We start from the raw sequence: 19532 nt of genomic DNA on the forward strand, positions 1-19532 counted from the left end.
CTGCGCCGGCAATCTGGAATGGCAATCCTTTTCTTCCTTGCGCTGTCAAAAAGAATCCCGCCAAAAAAAAGGGGCTCCAACTTGCGCTGGAGCCCCTCAACGGTCGGGGCATTGCCGGGTATGTGCCCAAACCGTAGTTGTGGACGCGATCCCCGAGGAGAGATCGCGTCCGGGAGGACTGGTTACATGTTGTAGGCGCGCTCGGTGTGGTCGGTGATGTCGAGACCTTCACGCTCGCTCTCGACATTGGCGCGGAGGCCAACGATCACATCGACGACCTTGTAGAGGATCGCCGAACCGACGCCCGACCACACCAGCGTGGTGCAGACGGCTTCTATCTGGGAGATCATCTGCGCCGCGAAGTCGTAATCGGCAACCTTGGGCGGGATCGCGGTGTAGTCGATGATGCCTGCGCCACCGAGAGCCGGATTGACCAGGATGCCGGTGCCGAGGGCGCCGATGATGCCGCCGATGCAGTGCACGCCGAACACGTCGAGCGAGTCATCATAGCCGAGCGCGTTCTTCACCACGGTGCAGAAGAACAGGCAGACCACGCCGACCACGAGGCCGAGGACGATCGCACCCATCACGCCGGAGAAGCCGGCGGCAGGCGTGACGGCCACGAGACCCGCGACAGCGCCGGAGATGATGCCGAGCACCGACGGATGACCCTTCACGATCCACTCCGCGAACATCCACGACAGCGCGGCGGCTGCGGTGGCGACGAAGGAGTTGGTCATGGCGAGGGCTGCGCCGCCGTTGGCCTCCAGGTTGGAGCCGGCGTTGAAGCCGAACCAGCCAACCCAGAGCAGCGAGGCACCGATCATCGACATGGTCAGCGAGTGCGGAGCCATCAGCTCCTTGCCGTAGCCGGTGCGCTTGCCGATCAGAAGCGCGCCGACGAGACCTGCGATGCCGGCGTTGATGTGCACCACGGTGCCGCCAGCGAAGTCGATCGCGCCCTTCTTGAAGATCCAGCCGGCGTCGGCGTTGATCTCGTCGAGCTTGGCCTGAGCCGCAGTCTTCGCTGCGCCATCAGCCGCGGCAGCGAGAGCCTTGGCTGCATCCTGGATCGCGTCCGGGCCGGGCCAGTACCAGACCATGTGCGCGATCGGGAAGTAGATCAGCGTGACCCAGAGCGGGATGAACAGGGCGATCGCCGAGAACTTCATGCGCTCGGCGAAGGCGCCGACGATGAGGGCGGGCGTGATCGCCGCGAACGTCATCTGGAAGCACACATAGACGAGCTCCGAGATGTTCGCGTCGACCGAGAAGGTCGCGGCCTTCGAGTCGGTGGTGACGCCCATCATGAAGGCCTTGGAGAAGCCGCCGATGAAGTCGGAGCCGCCGGTGAAGGCGAGGCTGTAGCCGTACACGGCCCAGATCACGGTGACGATGCAGACGGTGTAGAACACCTGCATCAGGACCGAGAGCATGTTCTTGGAACGAACGAGGCCGCCGTAGAACAGCGCGAGACCCGGGATCGTCATCAACAGCACGAGCACTGTCGATGTCAGCATCCAGGCGTTATCCCCCTTGTTGACCGTTGGCTCGGCATAGGCTGCGGTCGCAGCGAACAGGCCGACTGCGAGAGCCGCCAATCCCGCGCCATAGGGACGCTTAAACGTCATTTCATTTACTCCTGATTGAATTTTGGTTGAGCGCGAAATCAAAGGGCCGCGGCGTCGGCCTCGCCGGTGCGGATGCGGACCGCATGGTCGAGGTTGATGACGAAGATCTTGCCGTCGCCGATCTGTCCGGTTTTCGCAGCCGAGGTGATGGCGTCGATGGTCTTGTCGACCTGCTCGGAGGCGACAGCGACTTCGATCTTGATCTTGGGCAGGAAGCTCACGGCATATTCGGCGCCGCGGTAGATTTCCGTATGGCCTTTCTGGCGGCCATATCCCTTGACTTCCGTCACCGTGAGACCGTGAACGCCAATGGCGGTCAGGGCGTCACGGACTTCTTCCAGCTTGAATGGCTTGATAATCGCCATAACAATTTTCATGGGTCCTATCCCCGCTTGGGCCCGGTCCGGACGTGGCCGGGCGTTTCTCGACTGGTTCGCCACGAGGGAGAAGTTCACTACGCGGGCACAGCCAGGACCGTTAGAATCAAATGCCGTGCCAGATCGGGCGGCTTGCCTAACGGACTATGAAAGCGGGGCTTTTCGCGTTTGGCGAGCATTGCGGTGCAGTGCGCCATTACGTCGCGCTCAATCCCTGGTCAGGCCTGATCAAAAAGCAGGCATGACAGGCTGTCGACACATTTGCTGCTCACGCGTCGGGCAGCTGAGAGGTAACTGACTACAGAAGATGCTGGCGGAAGGGTGTCGCCGTGCTGTGAAATATCGAAGCGGCTCGCGGCATGCTCACGGGATACGCGCAACCGACCTGGACCGTCAGGCCGGCTCGCGCTCCGCAAAGACCCGGTCGATCAATCCCCATTCGACCCCCTGCTGCGCGGTCATGAAGTGGTCGCGGTCCAGGGTCCGTTCCACCTCCGCCTCGGAGCGCCCGCAATGCTGCGCGTAGAGCCGGGTGATGCGCCGCTTGGTTTCCTGCATTTCGTTGGCATGGATCAGGATGTCGGACGCCTGGCCCTGGAAGCCGCCGAGCGGCTGATGCACGTGAAGGCTCGCATTGGGCAGCGCGGCGCGGTGACCGGGCTCGCCGGCCATCAGCAGGAACGAGCCCATCGAGCGCGCAGTGCCCATGCACAGCGTATGAACCGGCGCCTTGACGAACTGCATGGTGTCGTACATGGCGAGGCCACTGGTGACCACGCCGCCATAGGAGTTGATGTAGAGATTGATCGGCCTGTTCGGATTCTCCGCCTCCAGGAACAGCAGCTGCGCGCAGACCAGTCCCGACATCGCATCATTGACCTCGCCGTTGAGGAAGATGATGCGCTCGCGCAGGAGCCGCGAATAGATGTCGAAGGATCGTTCGCCGCGGGCGGATTGTTCGACAACCATAGGGACGAGCTGAAGCATGTCGCGCATCGGCGACCTCCATGTCTGCAGGTGATGAAGTCTTTTGTTGTTAGGCTGCCGCGCGCATCAGGCAGCAATTGCTGTTGGCCGGCTGCGGCAGCGTTACATCGCAGGCCTGCTGAATAATGCGGAAGCGGGTGCCGCCGTCTTCGTTCGGCTCGATCCGGAAGATGACGTGGCTCTCGCGAAACGGCGGCTCTGAATCACGAAGCCGATAGCGCACCTCTTCGCCTGCGATCGTAGATTCCGGCTCGGCGCCCGCAAGGTCGCAATCCGGCAGCCAGCGCTCGCGCAAGGCCGGAATGGTCACGGCGCGCCAGACCTTTGCCGGCGGTGCATCGAAGTCATATTCGAGCACAAGGTCTGCGTCGGACGGATCAGGCTTCACGGCGTCGCTCATTGAACCAGGTCCTTATTGATCCAAATCATTGATCCAAGTCCTCATTGATCCATGTCCTTGAGGAGATCGGCGAGTGCTTCCATGCGCTTCGGCCAGTAGGCGCGGTAGCGCGCAAGCCATGCCCCGATGGCCACGATCCCGTCCGGGTCGACTGCGTAATTCACAAAACGGCCCTGCCGCTGTTCGCGCACCAGGCCAGCCCCGCGCAGCACCGAAAGGTGCTGCGACATCGCCGGCTGGCTGATCTCCAAGCCGTCGCGCAAAGCGCTGGCATTCAGGCTGCCACCAGCGAGCTTCTCAAAGACTTTACGGCGGGTCGGGTCGGCCAGCGCCTTGAAGATATCGGCTTCGATCATGCCAACACATAAGCACGTACTTATGTGTTGCGCAAGCCCGATTACTGAAGCGCCTCGCCGTGCTGCGAGATATCGAGGCCCTCGAGCTCGTGCTCGCGCGACACGCGCAGGGGCACGAACAGGCCGACCAGCTTGAGCAGGACAAAGCTCACGCCCGCCGACCAGACGAAGGTGACGGCGACGCCGTAAAGCTGGATCAGCAGCTGCTGCGGATGGCCCTCGAGCAGGCCGGCCGTGCCGCCGATCGCGCTGGTCGCGAACACGCCGGCGAGCAGCGTGCCGGTCAGTCCGCCGATGCCGTGGACGCCGAACACGTCGAGCGAATCGTCGTAGTCGAAGCGGTGCTTCAGCCAGGTGCAGGCCCAGTAGCAGATTCCGCCTGCGGCGATGCCGATGACGATGCCGTGCCACGGTGCGACGAAGCCGGAAGCCGGCGTGATGGTGCCGAGGCCTGCCACTGCGCCCGAGATCATGCCGAGCACTGAGGGCTTGCGCCGCGTCGACCATTCGATCGCGCCCCAGGTCAGCGCGCCGGAGCAGGCCGCCAGATGCGTCGCGATGATCGCCATCACCGCGCGCGAATTGGCAGCACCGGCCGAGCCGCCGTTGAAGCCGAACCAGCCGACCCACAGCAGGCCGGTGCCCATCACCGCGAGCGAGAGATCGAACGGTGACAGATTTTCGGTGCCATAGCCGTAACGCCGCCCCATCACCTTGGCCGCCACGAGGCCGCCGGTGCCGGCCGACAGATGCACGACGAGGCCGCCGGCGAAATCCAGCACGCCCATGCTGTTGAGGAAGCCGCCGCCCCACACCCAATGTGCCAGCGGAATGTAGACGAAGATGAACCAGGCGACCGAGAACAGCAGATAGGCGGAGAAACGCATCCGGTCGGCGACCGAGCCCGCCACCAGCGCCACCGTGATGATGGCGAACGTCATCTGGTACAGCATGAACAGCGCTTCCGGGATCGTCTTCGCTGCCGGGTTGACGCTGTCCATGGTCATGCCGGCGAGGAACCAGCGGTCGAGTGAACCGATCCACGGCCCGCCGCCGACGAAGCACAGCGAATAGCCGAACGCGACCCAGAGAATGGAGATGATCGTCACCGCGGCAAGGCTTTGCGCCATGGTCGCGAGCACGTTCTTCTTGCGCACCATGCCGGAATAGAACAGCGCAAGCCCCGGGATCGTCATCATCAGCACCAGCGCGGTGGCGACGATCATCCAGGCGGTGTCGGCGGTGTTGATCTCGCCCGTCGCGGCGCGTGCCGGCGAAGCCATGACCAAAGCAAATCCGATCGGCGCAGCCATAGCAGCTGCGCGGCGCAACAATCCCGCCATGTCATTCCCCCCGGGCATCAATTGACGTCGCACGCTGTGGCATCGTTGCCCGGTGCGATCGAACAAGGCTGTATCAGAGCGTTTTCGAGCGAAGTGGATACCGGTTCGCGTGAAGAAAACGCGTCAAGACAAGAAGTTTAGAGCGCGTCGCTGTCGGTCTCGCCGGTGCGGATGCGCAGCGCGTGGTCGATCGGTGTGACGAAAATCTTGCCGTCGCCGATCTGCCCGGTGCGGGCGGTCGCGGTGATCACGGCGACCGCCTTGTCCGCGACGTCGGAGGCGACCGCGATCTCGATCCGCAGCTTCGGCAGGAAGTTCACGACATATTCCGCGCCGCGATAGATCTCGGTGTGGCCCTTCTGACGGCCATAGCCCTTCACCTCGGTCACGGTCATGCCGTGGACGCCGATCGCCGTCAGGGCCTGACGGACCTCATCGAGCTTGAAAGGTTTGATGATCGCGACGACGAGTTTCATGATCAGGCCTGTTTCCCGGGATGCGCCGCGCCGTATGTCCCCGGCGCTGCGTCAATCTGGCATCTTTCCGGGCAAATGGCACAAAAAACTTGCAGGTTGAAGCGGAAAAACGTTCGGAGGTGTGAACGGCCGCCTCTGTACAGGGCAGCCGTTCATCCTTCACAATGCATTTTGGCATGGATGTGGTGAACCCGCACCTGCCCAGCGGTACAAAAGTATTTTGGGGGGGCGCGTCATGGCGAGTTGGTTCTACGCATCCGAAGGCAAGCAGCAGGGGCCCTACCCGGAGGGACAGTTCCGCGACCTGATCGCCCAAGGCGTCGTGCGCGGCGATACGCTGGTGTGGTCCGAGGGCATGGCGGGCTGGCAGAAGGCGGCCGAAATTCCGGGATTGATTGGTGGCGGCGCGCCGCCGATCACTCCGGCCGGAGGGCCGCCGTTGATGGGCGGCGGTGGCTATACCGGTGCGGGTAGCGCGGCCGGCGGATCGCTGTCGGTCGATTTCGGTATCCTCGACTTCACCTGGCGAACGCTGGTGATGCTGATCGGCTCGTGCTTCATCATCCCGATTCCGTGGCTGTTCGTCTGGTACACGCAATGGATCGTGTCCTGCGTGAGGGTCCCGGGCCGGCCGAACCTCTCCTTCACCGGCACTGCCATGGCGATCGTGCCGTGGTTCTTCGGCTTCATCGTTCTGGCGATTGTCGTAGGCTACACCGGCATCCAGATTTTGAGCACGGCACTCTATATCGCCCAGATCGTTCTCTACTGGATGCTGCTGAAATGGATGGTCGCGAACATCGCCTCCAACGGGCAGCCCGTCGGCCTGAGCTTCACCGGTTCGGTGCTGGGCTATATCGGCTGGAACCTGCTGTTCGCGATCTCCATCATCACCATCATCGGATGGGCCTGGGTCGCCGCAGCCCAGCTGCGTTGGATGTATCGCAACATCCAGGGCACACGCCGGGAGATCATCTTCAGGGGCAGCGGGCTCGGGATCCTCTGGCGCGGGATCGTGGCGGCGATCCTGTGCGGCTTCATCATCCCGATCCCGTGGATCTATCGCTGGATCATGAACTGGTTCGCATCCCAGACCGAGCTCGCGCCGCGCGGGTCGCTCTAGCGATCAGCTCCTCCGCTCGCGCACGGAGCCTTCCTGCGCGACGGAGGCGACCAGCGTGCCGTCGGGCTTGAAGATCGAGCCGCGGGTCAAGCCGCGGCCGCCTTGGGCGCTCGGCGAATCCTGCGCGTAGAGCAGCCATTCGTCGGCGCGGAACGGGCGGTGAAACCACATCGCGTGGTCAAGGCTCGCCGGCATCATGCGCTTGTCGAACAGCGTGCGGCCGTAGCGCGCCATGATGGCGTCGAGCAGCGAGAAGTCCGAGGCATAGGCGAGAGCGCACATGTGCAGCGCCGGATCGTCCGGCAGCGTCGCCGCCGTCCTGATCCAGACATGGATACGGCCGTCCTCGATCTTCTGGCCGAAATAACGGCCGAGCTCGACCGGGCGCAGCTCGATCGGGCGATCCGATTCGTAGTAGCGGCGGATGAAGTCCGGCATCTCGCGGAACATCGGCTGCTTCGCCACCTCCTCCGCGGTCAGCTTTTCCGGCGGCGGCACCTCGGGCATCTTCTCCTGGTGGTCGAACGCGGTCTCCTCCTCGGCATGGAATGACACCATGATCGAGAAGATCGCATTGCCATGCTGGATCGCGGTGACGCGGCGCGTCGAATAGCTCTTGCCGTCGCGCAGCGGTTCGACCTGGTAGATGATCGGGATCTGCGGATCGCCCGGCAGGATGAAATAGCAATGCAGCGAATGCGGCAGCCGGCCCTCGACGGTGCGGCAGGCCGCGACCATCGCCTGTCCGATCACCTGCCCGCCGAACACCCGCTGCCAGCTCGTCTTCGGGCTGTTGCCGCGGAACAAGTTCACCTCGAGCTGCTCGAGATCGAGGATCGAGATCAGGTCGATCAGGCCTTTGGACATCGGATTCAGCTTTCGCATCGTCAGTGCCGGCTCGCTGCTCCGGAATGACACAATGGGGCGTTCCGCCCTTGTTTCACCGCACTGTTTCGCCCACCTCAAGTCTGCTAGCAAGTCCAAGAATTGGCCGGGAATTTTTAGTATGTCACAGAGTAGCATAGTCATTGGCGGCGGCGCGTTTGCCGGCCTGGCGCTCGCGCTGGCGCTGCGCCAAGGGCTCGGATCCGAGATTCCCGTCATCGTCGCCGACCCCGCGCTCGCCACACGGCCGAGCCGCGATCCCCGCGCGACCGCCATCGTCGCGGCCTGCCGCCGGCTGTTCGAGGCGCTCGACGCCTGGGACGATGTCAAGGCTGAGGCCCAGCCGATCCTCGACATGGTCATCACCGATTCCAAGCTCGAGGACGCCACGCGTCCGGCATTCCTGAATTTCGCCGGCGATGTCGCGCCCGGCGAGCCCTTTGCGCACATGGTCGAGAACCGCCGCCTGATCGATGCACTGGTTGTCCGCGCCGAAGCTGAAGGCATCGATCTCCGCGCGACGACCGTTGCGTCGTACGATACCAGCGCCGGCGGCATTGACGTCATGCTCGGCGATGGCAGCAGGATTGCCGCAAGCCTGTTGGTCGCGGCCGATGGTGCCAAGTCAAAGCTGCGCGAGCGCGCCGGCATCGCCACCCATGGCTGGGAATACGATCAATCCGGCATCGTCGTCACCGTCGGCCACGAGCGTGATCACGAAGGCCGCGCCGAAGAGCACTTTTTGCCCGCGGGTCCGTTTGCGATCCTGCCGTTGACCGGCAAGCGATCGTCGCTGGTGTGGACCGAGCGCCGCGCAGAGGCCGCGCGCATCATTGGCTTAAGCGAAGAAGAATTTCACGGCGAGCTCGAGCAGCGCTTTGGTTTGCACCTCGGTGAGGTGAAGGCGCTCGACAAGCCGCGTGCGTTCCCGCTGTCCTATTTCGTGGCGCGCTCCTTCGTGGCCGAGCGCCTGGCGCTGGTCGGCGATTCCGCGCACGTCATTCATCCCATCGCCGGACAGGGCCTCAACATGGGGCTGAAGGATGTCGCCGCATTGGCCGAGGTCGTGGTCGATGCCGCGCGGCTCGGCATGGATCTCGGTGGCGCCGACGTGCTCGATCGCTACCAGCGCTGGCGCCGTTTCGACACCATGGCGATGGGCGTCGCCACCAACTCGCTCAACTTCCTGTTCTCGAACAAGTCGACATTGCTGCGCTCGTTGCGCGACATCGGCCTCGGCATCGTCGACCGCACCCCGCCGCTGAAAAATCTCTTCATCCGCCAGGCGGCGGGCTTGACGGGTGAGATACCGAAGTTGCTGAAGGGCGAGGCGCTGTGAGCTACTCGCCATTCCCTGTTCGCTATCCTCAATCGATCTTGCGCGCCTCTTCCGGCAGCATGATCGGGATGCCGTCGCGGATCGGGTAAGCGAGCCTGGCGCTGCGCGAGATCAGCTCCTGCTTGGCGGAATCGAATTCCAGCGGGCCCTTGGTCAGCGGGCAGACCAGGATCTCCAGCAGTTTTGGATCGACGCTAGGTTCGGGGCGTTCGGTGGGCGCGTTCATCAGGATCTCCGGCGATCGGTTGCATGTAGCATAGAAAATCGCCTCCGCCCATTGCGGCGGCCGGAGCGTTCAGGCGGAAATCATCTTCTGGATCTCGTCGAGCAGGCCCTGGAGCCGCGCGGGCGGCACCGGCGGGCCCGACAGCGCGAAGCCGAGGAAGGTCCAGTACAGGATCTGCGCTCGTCCTTGCGCGGTTGCCGCGGAGAATCCGCGTCGTTGCAGCAGCGCCTCGATATAGTCGAGCCTGCGGCGGTCGATGGCGCGGACGGCCGCTTGCGCCGCCGGATCGAACGCCGCCCAGTTGCGCACCGCGCGCTCCAGATCGAGCCGGGCGCCAAACGTCCTGCGCAGCAGCGCCGTCAGCGCTTCGTCGGTGTCGGCCTCGACACCGGCGATGATCTCTTCGGCCGCGATCTCGCGCCAGCGTTTCAGCACGGCCGCATGGAACGCGCCGAGATCGGCAAAATGCCAGTAAAAACTGCCGCGGGAGACGCCGATGGCCTTTGCCAACGGATCGGCCTTCAGCGCGGTGAAGCCGCTTTTGGTGAGCGCCTTGAGGCCCTCCTTGATCCAGTCGTCGGCGCAGAGCTGGTCGGTCATGTCAGGTTCCGAAATTCTGACCATACACTAGTGTATTGACAGGTGTCGCGCCAGCGTCTATCTCACCGTACACAGATGTATGGAGGCCCCGATGCGTGATCTCTTGCTCCAGTGCGCCGGAATCCTCGCCATATTGGTGGCCCTCATCCACGGCATCCTCGGCGAGACCAAGGTCTTTCCCCGCGCCACGATCGAGCCACCGCGGCTCCGCACCCTGATCCGCCTGGTCTGGCAGGCCTCGACCGTCGCCTGGATCGGCTGCGGCATGCTCCTGATCGCGACGCCGTGGATGGAGTCCGCGCCGGCGCGCCGCTGGATCGTCATCACCATGGTCTGCGTGTTCGGCTTCTCTGCCTGCGCCAACGCATGGGCGACACGCGGCCGGCACTTTGGCTGGATGGCGCTGAGTGTGGTCGTGGTGATGGCGGTGGCCGGCTACTGACGCCGGAACGGCCGGTCACGTATTCGAGCGGAGCGGTGTCATGGAAGATCGTGTTCGGCTGACCATCGTGGACGGCGTGGCCCATGTCCGGCTCAATCGCCCGGACAAGATGAATGCTCTCGATCCCGCGATGTTCGAGGCGCTCATCGCGGCCGGAGCGCAGCTCGGTGCGCGCAGGGAGGTCCGCGCCGTCATTCTCTCCGGCGAAGGGCGGGCGTTCTGCGCGGGCCTCGATCTGGACCGGCTTCTGGCGACGACGAAAGGCGATTCGCTGATCCCGTCAGCCGACCTGACACAGCGAAGCCACGGCATCGCAAACTATGCGCAGCATCTCGTCTGGCTCTGGCGCGAGTTGCCAGTGCCGGTGATTGCCGCGGTCCATGGCGTCGCCTTCGGCGGTGGGTTCCAGCTCGCGCTCGGCGCGGACCTTCGTTATCTGGCGCCGGCGACACGGCTCGCCGTCATCGAGGCCAAATGGGGACTGGTGCCCGACATGGCCGGCACGCAGTTGATGCGCCACCTCGCCCGCGAAGATGTCGTGCGCGAGCTGACCTATACCGGCCGCGTGTTTTCGGCTGACGAAGCGCTGGCCTATGGTTTTGCGACAGGGCTTGCCGACGATCCGCTGGCCGCCGCATTGACAGTCGCGCACGAGATCGCAAGCCGCAGCCCCGATGCCGTGCGTGCTGCCAAGCGGCTCCTCAATCTCGCCGCGACCTCGGACGTCGCCACAGGCCTCGCCGCCGAGACCGCCGAGCAGGCCGCGCTGCTCGGCACCCCCAATCATGTCGAGGCCGTCAGCAGCAATCTTGAGAACCGCGCACCACGATGGAGCTGAAGCATGGCGTTGACACTCGTCACCGGCGGCACCGGCCATCTCGGCAGGGAGATCGTCGATCGCCTCATTCGCAATGGACATCGCGTCCGATTGTTTGCGAGATCACCGAAGGCCCGCTCGGACGTCGAATGGACCAGGGGCGATCTTGCCACGGGCGCCGGCTTGCGGGACGCGTTGCGCGACGTCGACACCGTCATCAGCGCGGCGACCTATTCGCCGATCGCGCGGCGAGGCGGTATTCGGCCGGTCGATTTCTTCAGTTCCCCTTCCGCCGTGGATGTCGAGGGAACGGAGCGATTGCTGTCGCTTTGCCAGGAGCAATCCGTGCGCCACTTCCTGCATGTGTCGATCGTCGGGCTCGACGAGGCCACCTTGCCCTATGCACGGGTCAAGCTCGCCGGCGAGCAGCTGGTTCGCGCTTCCGCGCTGTCCTGGTCCGTCGTTCGCGCGATGCCGTTCTACTATCTGCTCGACAAGATGCTTGCGGGCCTCGCCTGGCTTCCCCTGTGGCCGATGCCGACGACGGCCTTCAATCCCGTCGATGCCTCCGATGTTGCCGATCACGTGGTGGCATGCGCCTTCGACGGGGCGCGCGGCGAGCGCGCGGAGATTGGCGGTCCCGAAGATCTCAGCGTCGCCGCGCTGGCCGGCCAGTATCGGGATGCGCGAGGCCTGCATCGAAAAATCCTGCCGATAGCCATGTCCGAGACAAAAGCGCGCGGCATGGGCTTTGTCGTCAGTCAGGGCGTGCGCGGGCGCCTCGCCTGGGCAGACTGGCTGCGACGCCAGTATCCCGGCGCGCGCCATGCGGCCTAGCGAACTTCGCCACGTTCGCGGACGAATCCGAGCCGTGAGGCTTAAGGCCGCAGCGGGCTGCCAAAACATGCGCTGTGCACGGAGGGCGCTGATCTTTTGACGACCGTTAGAATATCTCTAAAGGAATCCGGTCCCCGCGCCGAGTTGACTTCACCTCCTCCTTTGGTTCCTTCGGGCGCGCTTCGCGCACACGGCAGAGGAGGAGACGTTCGTGAGAGTCATTCGTATTGTTGCCATTGCACTGACGGTCGGGATCGGCATGGGGTCGACGGCGATGGCCGACGGTTTCAAGAACTGCACCAAGCTCGACAAGGCATCGTGGAGGCCGGCTGGCGATGCCGAAGCCAAGGCCAAGGCGGCCGGCTACGAGGTGCGGCGTTCCAAGATCGAAGGCTCGTGCTATGAGGTCTATGGCGTCAAGGAAGGCAAGCTCTACGAGCTGTTCTACAGCCCGGAAGATCTCAGCCTGAAGCACACGATTGCCAAGTGATCTGCGCCAAGTGATCTGCGCCAAGTGATCTGATGCCAAGTGAACTGATGCCAAGTGATCCGCGTTAAGTGAACGGCGCAAGGTGAACCGAGGCTTATGAACGAAGCGGTACCCGAAGCGAGCGGGGCGTCCAACAGGACCCCCGCGGACAAGGCCACTTCGCGGACGGTCGAGGTCTGGGACCTTCCGCTGCGCCTCTGGCACTGGGCCCTCGCGGTCAGCGTTCTGGTCGCGTGGTTCACGCCAACCGTCTATGACGGGCTTCACCGCATCGTCGGCTATGGCGTGATCGGGCTGTTGGCCTTCCGTCTGGTCTGGGGATTCTGGGGAAGCCGCTATTCGCGCTTTCGCGTGATCGGTGTCAGGCTCCGCGCGGCGCCCTTCTATCTCTGGAATCTGCGACGCGGCATCACCGGCCGCTATATCGGGCTCAATCCTGCCGGCACCTTGATGTTGGTCGCGCTGCTACTGTCGCTCGCAGTCTCGGCAATCACGGGCGCGATGTCGGTGACCGTCACCTTCTTCGGCGTCTGGTGGATCGAGGACACCCACGCTTATGCGTCGGACGCCGTCATGATCCTCGTCGTGCTGCACGTCGCCGGCGTAGTGCTGATGGGAATGCTCCAACGCGAGAATCTGATTCGCGCGATGATCACGGGACGAAAACGCATCCGCCATCATCCCTGAGCGGGATGTGTTGTCCTGGACGGAATGATTGCACCGCCGTTATCCCGCAGCGCATATAAGCCACGTAGTTTCACGGGAGCTGAACCCCTCACCCGCACCGAACTACCGCCCGTTGGCGGCTTTGCCGAGCAACGTTTACCTCACGATAGGCATGCAACCGGGCATTGTGGAAAATTAACGCGGCGAAAGCTCACTCCGATCAATTGTCGAAGCATTGACGGGGGAGCGATTTCAATGTTCCGCGTTTTTACCTGCCTCACAGCCGAGCATGATTGGCGGCTTGTCATGCTCGCCGGCCTGGTTTGCTTCGCTGCAAGCATCGTGGCCGTCAGTATCTTTCATCGCGCGATTGCCTCGCGAGCCAGGAGGCGGCTGATCTGGATTGCGATCGCAGGCGCCGCCATCGGCTACGGAATCTGGGCTACGCATTTTGTTGCAATGCTCGCCTACGAGCCTGGCGTCCAGACCGGTTACGGCATCGCGCTGACAGGGCTGTCGCTCGCGGCCGCGATGATCTTGACCTCGGCCGGTTTTGGCGTTGCGGTCAGCTACTCCGGCCGATGGCGCGCAGCTGCCGGCGGCGGCATCATCGGCGCTGGTATTGCGAGCATGCACTATCTCGGCATGTGGGCCCTCGAAGTGCCGGGTCGCGTGACCTGGTCGCCCGGGCTGGTGTTCATCTCGATCGCCCTCGGCATGTTGCTGGGCTACGCTGCACTCGCGATCGCCCTGGGTCACAAGGGTAAGTGGGGGACCTTCGCCGCCGCGTTGCTGCTGACGCTCGCCATCGTGTCGCACCACTTCACGGCCATGGGGGCTGTGCAGATCGTTCCGGACCCGACGCTGAACAACGATACCTTGTCGCTTTCTCCCGCCTTCCTCGCCGTGGCAATCGCGGGTGTGGCCCTGTCAGTGCTCGGGATGAGCCTTGTCGGTGTGCTGGCGGATTCGCGCCTTGCGACCAGAACCAGCAGATTCAAGGAAATCATCGGCCAGCTTTCGATCGCCCGGCAGCAACTCGAAGGTTCGCAAAGAGAGCTCCAGGAGCAGAAGCTCAGGCTCGATACGGCCATCAACAATATGGTTGAGGGCGTTTGCATGTTCGATGCGGAGAAGCGACTTGTCATCTGCAACGAGCGTTATGCCCGGCTCTACCGGCTGCCGCCGGAATTGCTGAGAACGGGGACACCACATACCGACATCATCCGGCATCGCATTGTGAACGGTATCCTCAAGGGCGACACAAGCGAGGGCGCGGCCGAGCAATTCGTCTCGAAACTGGCCGCGTTGCCGTTCGATGCGGTCTCGAGCAGGATCGACGAGTTCGCGGACAGGCGGTTGATCTGCGTCACGCGGCAGCCAATGGCCGGCGGCGGGTGGGTGGCGACGCATCTCGACGTCACCGAGCAGCGCCGGTCCGAGGCCAAGATCACTCATATGGCGCAACACGATGCGCTGACCGATCTGCCGAATCGCGTGCTGCTCAGAGAGCGGATGGAGCATGCCATTGCAGTTACGCGCAATGGCGGCCTCGATCTTGCGGTGCTGATGCTCGATCTCGATCGCTTCAAGGAAGTCAACGACACGCTGGGACATCCGGCGGGCGATTCCCTGTTGCGCGCCGTCGCGGCGCGTTTGCGCGATTGCACTACGGAAACCGCGTTGATCGCCCGCCTCGGCGGCGACGAGTTCGCGGTGATCGACTACGTGACCAACCCGGCCGTGGAGGCGGCCTCGCTTGCCGAAAGGATCATAAAGGCGCTCTGCGAACCCTTCGATCTCGGCGATCATCGGGTCACGGTGGGCACCAGCATTGGCATCGCCATCGCGCCGCGCGATGGCGATGATTCCGACGTGCTCATGAAGAGCGCGGATCTCGCCCTCTACTCGGCCAAGAGTGGCGGACGTGGCGCGTTCCGTTTCTTCGAGCCGGAACTCGACGAGCTCATGCATGCGCGACGCAACCTGGAGCGCGACATGCGGGATGCGATTGCCGGCGGTGAATTCGAGCTCCACTACCAGCCATTTGTCGTTGCCACGACCGGCGAGATCCGCGGCTTCGAGTCCCTGCTACGCTGGCATCACCCGAAGCGAGGTCTGGTCATGCCCAGCGAATTCATCCCGCTTGCGGAAGAGACCGGCTTGATCGTGCCGCTGGGAGAATGGGTCTTGAGGACCGCCTGTGCGGAAGCCGCCAAATGGCCTGCCGATCTCAGAATTGCGATCAACCTGTCTCCCGCTCAATTCAGGAGCAAGGAGCTTGTCGCGGTCGTTATCGGCGCGCTGGCCGGTTCGGGCGTTGCGCCGCACAGGCTTGAGCTCGAGGTCACCGAGACGGTGATCATGCATGATAGCGAAGCCGTCTTCGCAGCACTCGGTCAACTGCGCGAGCTCGGTGTGCGAGTAGCGCTCGACGATTTCGGCACCGGCTATTCATCGCTGAGCTTTCTGCAGAGATTCCCATTCGACAAGATCAAGATCGACCGCAGCTTCGTCAACGAGCTATCCAGCGCGAGCGAAGAGGCGCAGCACCTCGCGCGAGCGGTGGTTCGTTTCGCAGTCAGCCTCGGCAAGACGACGACCGCCGAAGGCGTCGAAACGAAGGAGCAGCTGGACATTCTCCGCGAAGAGGGAAGCGTCGAAACCCAGGGCTACTATTTCAGCCGGCCGATGCCTGCATCCAGCGTCGCGAAATTGCTGCGGCGAGGTGCCAGGGCAGCCATCCGCGCTGCGTGAGTATTCAGGCGGTCACTGCAGCGGCGGATCGCCCGAGGTGCGTTTCTTGGCGAGGTCCATCTCGGTCACCGCGATCAGGATCTCGGCGCGGGTCTTCAGGTCAGGCGCTTCCAGCATCGCCTGCTTCTCGGCGGGGCCATAGGGCGACATCATCGCCAGCGCGTTGACGAGGGCCTCGTTGGGCGCGCTCTCGACGCCTTCCCAGTCGACCTTGAGATTGTTGGCCTTCAAGAAATCCGCCAGCGCCACCAGCAGCGCCTCGCGGTTGACCTCGTCCTCGCCCATCCGCGCGGTGAAATCGTCGGTGAAGGCGAAGAAATCGACCTTGCACTGGCGGTAGGCGGTCAGCACCTCGAGCTCCTCGAGCACCCTGAAGCGCGCGACGCCGGTGAGCTCGAGGATGTAGCGGCCGTCGCCGGACTCGGCGAGCTGGGTGATGCGGCCGACGCAGCCGACCCGGAACAGCGCCGGTCTGTCGGAATTCTTTGGCGAATGCGCCGCATCAGGCTGGATCATGCCGATCAGGCGATGGCCATCGCGAAAACTGTCGTCGACCATCTCGAGATAGCGCGGCTCGAAAATGTTGAGCGGCATCTGGCCGCGCGGCAACAGCAACGCGCCCGGCAGCGGAAACACCGGAATGATTTCCGGAAGGTCGGCGGGCCCGCGATATTCGATGTTGATCGGCATCTGGTCCCCGCTGACGTCGCCGGCACGTTTTCCTTATGAAAACAGGATCGTCGACAACCGCTTGCGTCCCTCGACGGTTGCCTCATCCGTGCCGCCCCAGGCCTCGAAGAACTGCACCAGCTGCTTGCGGGCGCCGTCGTCGTTCCATTTGCGGTCGCGCTTGACGATCGCGAGCAGCTGCTCGGTGGCGGCGACCCGGTTGCCCTGCGCGTTCAGCGCGGTGGCGAGGTCGAAGCGTGCCTGATGATCGAGCGGATTTGCGGCGACTTTCTGTTCCAGCTCGGTGATGGGCCCGAGCTGTTCCGCCTGTTCGGCGAGATCGATCGCGGCCTGCACGGCCTTCACCGCCGGATCGTTGCGCTTGGATTCCGGTACCATGGCCAGCGTCTGCTTGGCCTGCTCCATCGCACCGGAGGTGACGTAGCATTTTGCCAGGCCGGCGAGTGCTGCGATGTTGGTCGAATCATACTGGAGCACTTCGGCGTAGATCTGCGCGGCGGCTGCGGCGTCGCCCTCGGCGAGAACGGCCTCGGCCTCCTGCAGAATCTCGGCGACGTTGGGCTCGCCGGGCGCAGTGACGCCCTTGGTCAGCTTTTCGATGAAGGCATTGACCTGGCTCTCCGGCACCGCGCCCATGAAGCCGTCGGCGGGCTGGCCGTTGACGAAGGCGATCACGGCCGGGATCGACTGGATGCCCATCTGGCCCGGAATCGCCGGATGCTGGTCGATGTTCATCTTGACCAGCTTGACCTTGCCCTTGGCGGCCTTGACCGCCTTCTCCAGCACGGGCGTGAGCTGCTTGCAGGGACCGCACCACTCCGCCCAGAAGTCGATCAGCACCGGCTGGCGCTTCGATTCCTCGATGACGTCCTTCACGAAGGTCTGGGTGGTGGTGTCCTTGATCAGATCGGCCGCAGCCGGGACTGCGGCTCCGTTACCCTGGTCGATGATCGTCACGGGATCCCCTCGTCTGATGTCTGGAATGGCGGGTCTTTAGCACGTCGCCATCGCATATGCTTCGGTGTCGGCCCTAAAATTGGGCCGGGTCGGCCGAATTTCAATCCACCGGCGTCGATTCGGCGGTTCCGGGATGTTTGGGGGCGATTCGGCCGGGTTCGGGCTCATATTGGGGCTCCGAAAGCGAATCTATGCCGCCGGTAGCTGTTGCATTCGCCGTCCGCTTTTGGCATACGACAGCCGTTGCCGGCGCGTCACGCGACCGACACAGGATGCGGGTGTAGCTCAGTGGTAGAGCACGACCTTGCCAAGGTCGGGGTCGAGGGTTCGAGCCCCTTCGCCCGCTCCAGTTTTTCCCAGGCTGATACTGTGAAGCGCTCTCCAATCCCGGAGAGCATCGCATGAGGTTGCCAAATATTCCCGATGGGAAAGCACAAGCAGCTGTTAGGCTTGGGCCGTCTCGTTTGGCGTCTCGCTGTCTGCGCTTTTCGCAGCGTCTAACAAAACGTCCAACACCGGCCCACTCCCAACCCTTGATCCAGATGGAAGTTTCTGTTGCCCGTGTCGGCCTTCCAGAAGGCCCCGGCCCCTTGGGAAAAAGCACCAGGAATTTCGAGGGTTTTCAGGGGTTTACGGGCCCTTAAAGACATCTTGAAGGGTGCAGCTTAATGGATTTTCAGGCCTCGGCGTACTATGTTGGGGAGGAGGAGAGTCCATGTCCGCCCAACGTTCCGCGACCAAGCCCCACTATACTGCTGGCGTGATCCAGAGGCTGGCGACTGCCAACAACATAGCGGTGGTCGTAACCTCGAACGATGTCTTTGCCCATCACGTGACAAGGCTCTCCGGCGATGACGTGAAATTCGATCCCATCGAGAATACCATCGTCGCGCTTCAGCGCGCCGGGATTTTGGATCGTGTTCAGGCCGTGCGCCTTCAGGCGCGCTATCTTCGCGAAAGCCGCCCTTGACGTTTGATCCATTCGGGGATTTTGCGACGCGCGGCTATTTGCGCAACGTCGCAAAGGCCAAAGGCGCTTTCCGGCCTTGACGGCGTCGCCCGCTAAGAGGGCTGTCCATCGGTTTGCTGCGCAAACCCGCTTTCAGGGAAGGCGAGCGTTTAGCTTCGGTCTCACATGACAATCCTGGTCACGGGCAGCGCTGGCCACCTGGGGGAGGCCATTCTCCGGACGCTCCGGCGTCGCGCGTCGCCCGCGCGCGGGATCGACCTGAAGGCATCGCCCTTCACCGACGCGGTCGGCTCGATCGTCGATCCGGGCTTCGTCCGGGCGCAGATGGACGGCGTCACCGCCGTCATCCACAGCGCGACGCTGCACAAGCCGCATGTGGCGACCCACAGCAAGCAGGACTTTGTCGATACCAACGTCACCGGCACGCTCAATTTGCTCGAGTCGGCCACGGCGGCCGGCGTGAAGAGCTTTGTCTTCACCAGCACCACCAGTGCATTCGGTTCGCAACTCCGGCCGGAGGCGGGCCAGGCCGCGGTGTGGGTCACCGAGGACCTGCCGGCGATCCCGAAGAACATCTACGGCACCACAAAGCTGATGGCGGAAAATCTGTGCGAGCTGTTCTTTCGCGAGCGCCGGCTTCCGGTCGTGGTGTTGCGGACCTCGCGGTTCTTTCCGGAGGACGACGACGATCCCGCAATGCGGTCGGCCTACCCGCTGGACAATGCGCAAGCCAACGAGCTGCTCTATAGACGGCTGGATATAGCGGACGCGGTGAGCGCCCATCTGCTCGCCGCGGTGCGCGCGCCGGAGATCGGGTTCGCCCGCTATATCGTCTCGGCTACAACCCCGTTTGGACAACACCATCTCGCGGCGCTCGCCCGCGACACGGCCGGTGTCGTGCGCGAGCTCTATCCGGATTGCGCCGAGTTCTATGCGATGCGCGGCTGGCGGCTATTTCCCGAAATCGATCGCGTCTATGTCAACGATCGCGCGCGGCGCGAGCTGGGCTGGCATCCGGAATTCGATTTCGCCCATGTGCTGCGCAGCCTGCGCGATGGCTCCGATTTCCGCAGCTCCCTGGCGCGCGAGGTGGGAGCGAAGGGCTATCACGACACGCCATTCGACGATGGACCGTATCCCGTCGCCAAATAGTCGCCGCTTTC

At 63.5% G+C, this 19532-nt stretch carries 22 protein-coding genes and 1 tRNA gene; 11 read left to right on the forward strand and 12 right to left on the reverse strand.

Features of this window, described 5'->3' with window-relative positions; all coding sequences use genetic code 11:
• Positions 1–182: 182 nt before the first annotated feature.
• The 7 genes from ABID59_RS31235 to ABID59_RS31265 all read right to left on the reverse strand — a co-directional run bounded on the left by ABID59_RS31235 (position 183) and on the right by ABID59_RS31265 (position 5570).
• Positions 183–1631 (reverse strand): ammonium transporter, encoded by a 1449-nt coding sequence (locus ABID59_RS31235; RefSeq protein WP_148752768.1) that lies wholly within the window; start codon positions 1629–1631, stop codon positions 183–185.
• A gap of 38 nt (positions 1632–1669) precedes the next feature.
• Positions 1670–2008 (reverse strand): P-II family nitrogen regulator, encoded by a 339-nt coding sequence (locus ABID59_RS31240; RefSeq protein WP_027535364.1) that lies wholly within the window; start codon positions 2006–2008, stop codon positions 1670–1672.
• Positions 2009–2401: 393 nt separating this feature from the next.
• Positions 2402–3004, reverse strand: a complete 603-nt coding sequence (locus ABID59_RS31245; protein ID WP_148752769.1) for an ATP-dependent Clp protease proteolytic subunit — start codon at positions 3002–3004, stop codon at positions 2402–2404.
• Between the two features lie 40 nt (positions 3005–3044).
• Positions 3045–3395, reverse strand: a complete 351-nt coding sequence (locus ABID59_RS31250; protein ID WP_354085923.1) for an SRPBCC family protein — start codon at positions 3393–3395, stop codon at positions 3045–3047.
• A 41-nt stretch (positions 3396–3436) separates the two neighbouring features.
• The gene (locus tag ABID59_RS31255; RefSeq protein WP_354085924.1) at positions 3437–3751 is read right to left on the reverse strand and encodes an ArsR/SmtB family transcription factor; all 315 of its coding nucleotides are present in this window, start codon (positions 3749–3751) and stop codon (positions 3437–3439) included.
• Positions 3752–3792: 41 nt separating this feature from the next.
• Positions 3793–5094, reverse strand: a complete 1302-nt coding sequence (locus ABID59_RS31260) for an ammonium transporter (protein ID WP_354085925.1) — start codon at positions 5092–5094, stop codon at positions 3793–3795.
• A gap of 137 nt (positions 5095–5231) precedes the next feature.
• Positions 5232–5570 (reverse strand): P-II family nitrogen regulator, encoded by a 339-nt coding sequence (locus ABID59_RS31265; RefSeq protein ID WP_008142802.1) that lies wholly within the window; start codon positions 5568–5570, stop codon positions 5232–5234.
• 235 nt (positions 5571–5805) lie between these two features.
• Between ABID59_RS31265 and ABID59_RS31270 the strand changes: the two genes are divergently transcribed.
• Positions 5806–6693 carry a DUF4339 domain-containing protein gene (locus tag ABID59_RS31270; RefSeq protein ID WP_354085926.1) on the forward strand — a complete coding sequence of 296 codons (888 nt, stop codon included), beginning with the start codon at positions 5806–5808 and terminating at the stop codon, positions 6691–6693.
• A 3-nt stretch (positions 6694–6696) separates the two neighbouring features.
• Here the strand turns inward: ABID59_RS31270 and tesB are convergent, their stop codons facing one another.
• Positions 6697–7560 carry an acyl-CoA thioesterase II gene (tesB, locus tag ABID59_RS31275; protein ID WP_354085983.1) on the reverse strand — a complete coding sequence of 288 codons (864 nt, stop codon included), beginning with the start codon at positions 7558–7560 and terminating at the stop codon, positions 6697–6699.
• A gap of 139 nt (positions 7561–7699) precedes the next feature.
• Here tesB and ABID59_RS31280 point away from each other — a divergent pair, with 139 nt between their 5' ends.
• A complete protein-coding gene (locus ABID59_RS31280; RefSeq protein ID WP_354085927.1) occupies positions 7700–8917 on the forward strand; it encodes a ubiquinone biosynthesis hydroxylase in 1218 nt (405 codons plus the stop codon).
• Between the two features lie 28 nt (positions 8918–8945).
• Here the strand turns inward: ABID59_RS31280 and ABID59_RS31285 are convergent, their stop codons facing one another.
• Positions 8946–9143, reverse strand: a complete 198-nt coding sequence (locus tag ABID59_RS31285; protein ID WP_148752775.1) for a Trm112 family protein — start codon at positions 9141–9143, stop codon at positions 8946–8948.
• 69 nt (positions 9144–9212) lie between these two features.
• The gene (locus ABID59_RS31290; protein ID WP_354085928.1) at positions 9213–9743 is read right to left on the reverse strand and encodes a TetR/AcrR family transcriptional regulator; all 531 of its coding nucleotides are present in this window, start codon (positions 9741–9743) and stop codon (positions 9213–9215) included.
• Between the two features lie 91 nt (positions 9744–9834).
• On the opposite strand from ABID59_RS31290, the gene ABID59_RS31295 reads away from it, so the two are divergent.
• The 6 genes from ABID59_RS31295 to ABID59_RS31320 all read left to right on the forward strand — a co-directional run bounded on the left by ABID59_RS31295 (position 9835) and on the right by ABID59_RS31320 (position 15752).
• Positions 9835–10185, forward strand: coding sequence for a hypothetical protein (locus tag ABID59_RS31295; RefSeq protein WP_354031203.1), 351 nt, complete (start codon positions 9835–9837; stop codon positions 10183–10185).
• Positions 10186–10225: 40 nt separating this feature from the next.
• The gene (locus ABID59_RS31300; RefSeq protein ID WP_354085929.1) at positions 10226–11023 is read left to right on the forward strand and encodes a crotonase/enoyl-CoA hydratase family protein; all 798 of its coding nucleotides are present in this window, start codon (positions 10226–10228) and stop codon (positions 11021–11023) included.
• 3 nt (positions 11024–11026) lie between these two features.
• On the forward strand, positions 11027–11839 hold the full coding sequence (locus ABID59_RS31305; RefSeq protein ID WP_354085930.1) for an SDR family oxidoreductase: 813 nt from the start codon (positions 11027–11029) through the stop codon (positions 11837–11839).
• Between the two features lie 211 nt (positions 11840–12050).
• Complete coding sequence (locus ABID59_RS31310; protein WP_354085931.1) at positions 12051–12329, forward strand: PepSY domain-containing protein; 279 nt, start codon at positions 12051–12053, stop codon at positions 12327–12329.
• Positions 12330–12425: 96 nt separating this feature from the next.
• Positions 12426–13016, forward strand: coding sequence for a cytochrome b/b6 domain-containing protein (locus ABID59_RS31315; RefSeq protein WP_354085932.1), 591 nt, complete (start codon positions 12426–12428; stop codon positions 13014–13016).
• 234 nt (positions 13017–13250) lie between these two features.
• On the forward strand, positions 13251–15752 hold the full coding sequence (locus tag ABID59_RS31320) for an EAL domain-containing protein (RefSeq protein WP_354085933.1): 2502 nt from the start codon (positions 13251–13253) through the stop codon (positions 15750–15752).
• A 12-nt stretch (positions 15753–15764) separates the two neighbouring features.
• On the opposite strand, the gene ABID59_RS31325 is transcribed toward ABID59_RS31320, so the two are convergent.
• Positions 15765–16442: an LON peptidase substrate-binding domain-containing protein gene (locus ABID59_RS31325; RefSeq protein WP_148752783.1), complete on the reverse strand. Its 678-nt coding sequence runs from the start codon at positions 16440–16442 to the stop codon at positions 15765–15767.
• Positions 16443–16475: 33 nt separating this feature from the next.
• On the reverse strand, positions 16476–17399 hold the full coding sequence (gene trxA, locus ABID59_RS31330) for a thioredoxin (RefSeq protein WP_354031200.1): 924 nt from the start codon (positions 17397–17399) through the stop codon (positions 16476–16478).
• Between the two features lie 274 nt (positions 17400–17673).
• Here trxA and ABID59_RS31335 point away from each other — a divergent pair.
• The 3 genes from ABID59_RS31335 (at position 17674) to ABID59_RS31345 (ending at position 19521) form a co-directional block, all read left to right on the forward strand.
• Positions 17674–17748, forward strand: a tRNA-Gly gene (locus ABID59_RS31335).
• A 366-nt stretch (positions 17749–18114) separates the two neighbouring features.
• Positions 18115–18369 carry a hypothetical protein gene (locus tag ABID59_RS31340; RefSeq protein WP_354085934.1) on the forward strand — a complete coding sequence of 85 codons (255 nt, stop codon included), beginning with the start codon at positions 18115–18117 and terminating at the stop codon, positions 18367–18369.
• 165 nt (positions 18370–18534) lie between these two features.
• Positions 18535–19521 carry an NAD-dependent epimerase/dehydratase family protein gene (locus ABID59_RS31345; protein WP_354085935.1) on the forward strand — a complete coding sequence of 329 codons (987 nt, stop codon included), beginning with the start codon at positions 18535–18537 and terminating at the stop codon, positions 19519–19521.
• Positions 19522–19532: the final 11 nt, after the last annotated feature.

This window comes from Bradyrhizobium sp. S3.3.6 (assembly GCF_040546905.1).
Lineage (GTDB): Bacteria > Pseudomonadota > Alphaproteobacteria > Rhizobiales > Xanthobacteraceae > Bradyrhizobium > Bradyrhizobium cytisi.

What these genes read in the sequence shown, in the direction of transcription:
- ABID59_RS31265 (WP_008142802.1), bottom strand. Translation starts at nt 5,570, where the DNA reads ATGAAACTCGTCGTCGCGATCATCAAACCTTTCAAGCTCGATGAGGTC.
- ABID59_RS31240 (WP_027535364.1), bottom strand. Translation starts at nt 2,008, where the DNA reads ATGAAAATTGTTATGGCGATTATCAAGCCATTCAAGCTGGAAGAAGTC.
- ABID59_RS31255 (WP_354085924.1), bottom strand. Translation starts at nt 3,751, where the DNA reads ATGATCGAAGCCGATATCTTCAAGGCGCTGGCCGACCCGACCCGCCGT.
- ABID59_RS31250 (WP_354085923.1), bottom strand. Translation starts at nt 3,395, where the DNA reads ATGAGCGACGCCGTGAAGCCTGATCCGTCCGACGCAGACCTTGTGCTC.
- ABID59_RS31245 (WP_148752769.1), bottom strand. Translation starts at nt 3,004, where the DNA reads ATGCGCGACATGCTTCAGCTCGTCCCTATGGTTGTCGAACAATCCGCC.
- ABID59_RS31285 (WP_148752775.1), bottom strand. Translation starts at nt 9,143, where the DNA reads ATGAACGCGCCCACCGAACGCCCCGAACCTAGCGTCGATCCAAAACTG.
- ABID59_RS31260 (WP_354085925.1), bottom strand. Translation starts at nt 5,094, where the DNA reads ATGGCGGGATTGTTGCGCCGCGCAGCTGCTATGGCTGCGCCGATCGGA.
- ABID59_RS31295 (WP_354031203.1), top strand. Translation starts at nt 9,835, where the DNA reads ATGCGTGATCTCTTGCTCCAGTGCGCCGGAATCCTCGCCATATTGGTG.
- ABID59_RS31305 (WP_354085930.1), top strand. Translation starts at nt 11,027, where the DNA reads ATGGCGTTGACACTCGTCACCGGCGGCACCGGCCATCTCGGCAGGGAG.
- ABID59_RS31340 (WP_354085934.1), top strand. Translation starts at nt 18,115, where the DNA reads ATGTCCGCCCAACGTTCCGCGACCAAGCCCCACTATACTGCTGGCGTG.
- ABID59_RS31280 (WP_354085927.1), top strand. Translation starts at nt 7,700, where the DNA reads ATGTCACAGAGTAGCATAGTCATTGGCGGCGGCGCGTTTGCCGGCCTG.
- ABID59_RS31290 (WP_354085928.1), bottom strand. Translation starts at nt 9,743, where the DNA reads ATGACCGACCAGCTCTGCGCCGACGACTGGATCAAGGAGGGCCTCAAG.
- tesB (WP_354085983.1), bottom strand. Translation starts at nt 7,560, where the DNA reads ATGTCCAAAGGCCTGATCGACCTGATCTCGATCCTCGATCTCGAGCAG.
- ABID59_RS31345 (WP_354085935.1), top strand. Translation starts at nt 18,535, where the DNA reads ATGACAATCCTGGTCACGGGCAGCGCTGGCCACCTGGGGGAGGCCATT.
- ABID59_RS31325 (WP_148752783.1), bottom strand. Translation starts at nt 16,442, where the DNA reads ATGCCGATCAACATCGAATATCGCGGGCCCGCCGACCTTCCGGAAATC.
- ABID59_RS31300 (WP_354085929.1), top strand. Translation starts at nt 10,226, where the DNA reads ATGGAAGATCGTGTTCGGCTGACCATCGTGGACGGCGTGGCCCATGTC.
- ABID59_RS31270 (WP_354085926.1), top strand. Translation starts at nt 5,806, where the DNA reads ATGGCGAGTTGGTTCTACGCATCCGAAGGCAAGCAGCAGGGGCCCTAC.
- ABID59_RS31320 (WP_354085933.1), top strand. Translation starts at nt 13,251, where the DNA reads ATGTTCCGCGTTTTTACCTGCCTCACAGCCGAGCATGATTGGCGGCTT.
- ABID59_RS31315 (WP_354085932.1), top strand. Translation starts at nt 12,426, where the DNA reads ATGAACGAAGCGGTACCCGAAGCGAGCGGGGCGTCCAACAGGACCCCC.
- ABID59_RS31235 (WP_148752768.1), bottom strand. Translation starts at nt 1,631, where the DNA reads ATGACGTTTAAGCGTCCCTATGGCGCGGGATTGGCGGCTCTCGCAGTC.